Below are 1,150 nucleotides of genomic sequence, written 5' to 3'. Positions count from 1 at the left end.
GGTACTATCGGCCACGTTGACCACGGTAAAACTACCCTGACTGCAGCAATCACCACCGTTCTGGCTAAAACCTACGGCGGTTCTGCACGTGCTTTCGACCAGATCGATAACGCGCCAGAAGAAAAAGCTCGTGGTATCACCATCAACACTTCTCACGTTGAATATGACACCCCAAGCCGTCACTACGCGCACGTTGACTGCCCAGGGCACGCCGACTACGTTAAAAACATGATCACCGGTGCTGCTCAGATGGACGGCGCAATCCTGGTTGTTGCTGCGACTGACGGCCCAATGCCTCAGACCCGTGAGCACATCCTGCTGGGTCGTCAGGTTGGCGTTCCTTTCATCATCGTATTCATGAACAAATGCGACATGGTTGATGATGAAGAGCTGCTGGAACTGGTAGAAATGGAAGTTCGTGAACTTCTGTCTGCTTACGACTTCCCTGGTGATGACCTGCCGGTTGTTCGTGGTTCAGCGCTGAAAGCACTGGAAGGCGAACCAGAGTGGGAAGCTAAAATCATCGAGCTGGCTGGTTTCCTGGATTCTTACATCCCAGAACCAGAGCGTGCTATCGACAAGCCGTTCCTGCTGCCAATCGAAGACGTATTCTCCATCTCCGGTCGTGGTACCGTTGTTACCGGTCGTGTTGAGCGCGGTATCGTTAAAGTTGGCGAAGAAGTTGAAATCGTGGGTATCAAAGACACCGTTAAGTCTACCTGTACCGGCGTTGAAATGTTCCGCAAACTGCTGGACGAAGGCCGTGCTGGTGAGAACGTGGGTGTTCTGCTGCGTGGTATCAAGCGCGAAGATATCGAACGTGGTCAGGTCCTGGCTAAACCAGGTTCAATCAAGCCACACACCAAGTTTGACTCAGAAGTGTACATCCTGAGCAAAGAAGAAGGTGGTCGTCATACTCCATTCTTCAAAGGCTACCGTCCACAGTTCTACTTCCGTACAACTGACGTGACCGGTACCATCGAACTGCCAGAAGGCGTAGAGATGGTAATGCCAGGTGACAACGTGAACATGGTTGTAACCCTGATCCACCCAATCGCGATGGACGACGGCCTGCGTTTCGCAATCCGTGAAGGCGGCCGTACTGTTGGCGCTGGTGTTGTTGCTAAAGTTATCGCTTAATCGCTGATAA

Annotated in this window: 1 protein-coding gene; it reads left to right on the top strand. The window is 52.2% G+C overall.

Annotated features, from left to right (window positions below; genetic code table 11):
* Nucleotides 1-1,140 (top strand): elongation factor Tu (gene tuf, locus SPL01S_RS24155; protein WP_062791875.1); only part of this gene is annotated, 1,140 nt, incomplete at its 5' end.
* Nucleotides 1,141-1,150 lie beyond the last annotated feature (10 nt).

Origin of the sequence: Serratia plymuthica NBRC 102599 (assembly GCF_001590925.1) — a bacterium.
Taxonomy (GTDB): Bacteria; Pseudomonadota; Gammaproteobacteria; order Enterobacterales; family Enterobacteriaceae; genus Serratia; species Serratia plymuthica.
Note: the sequence above shows the minus strand (reverse complement) of the source record. Positions and strands in the feature narration are given on the sequence as shown.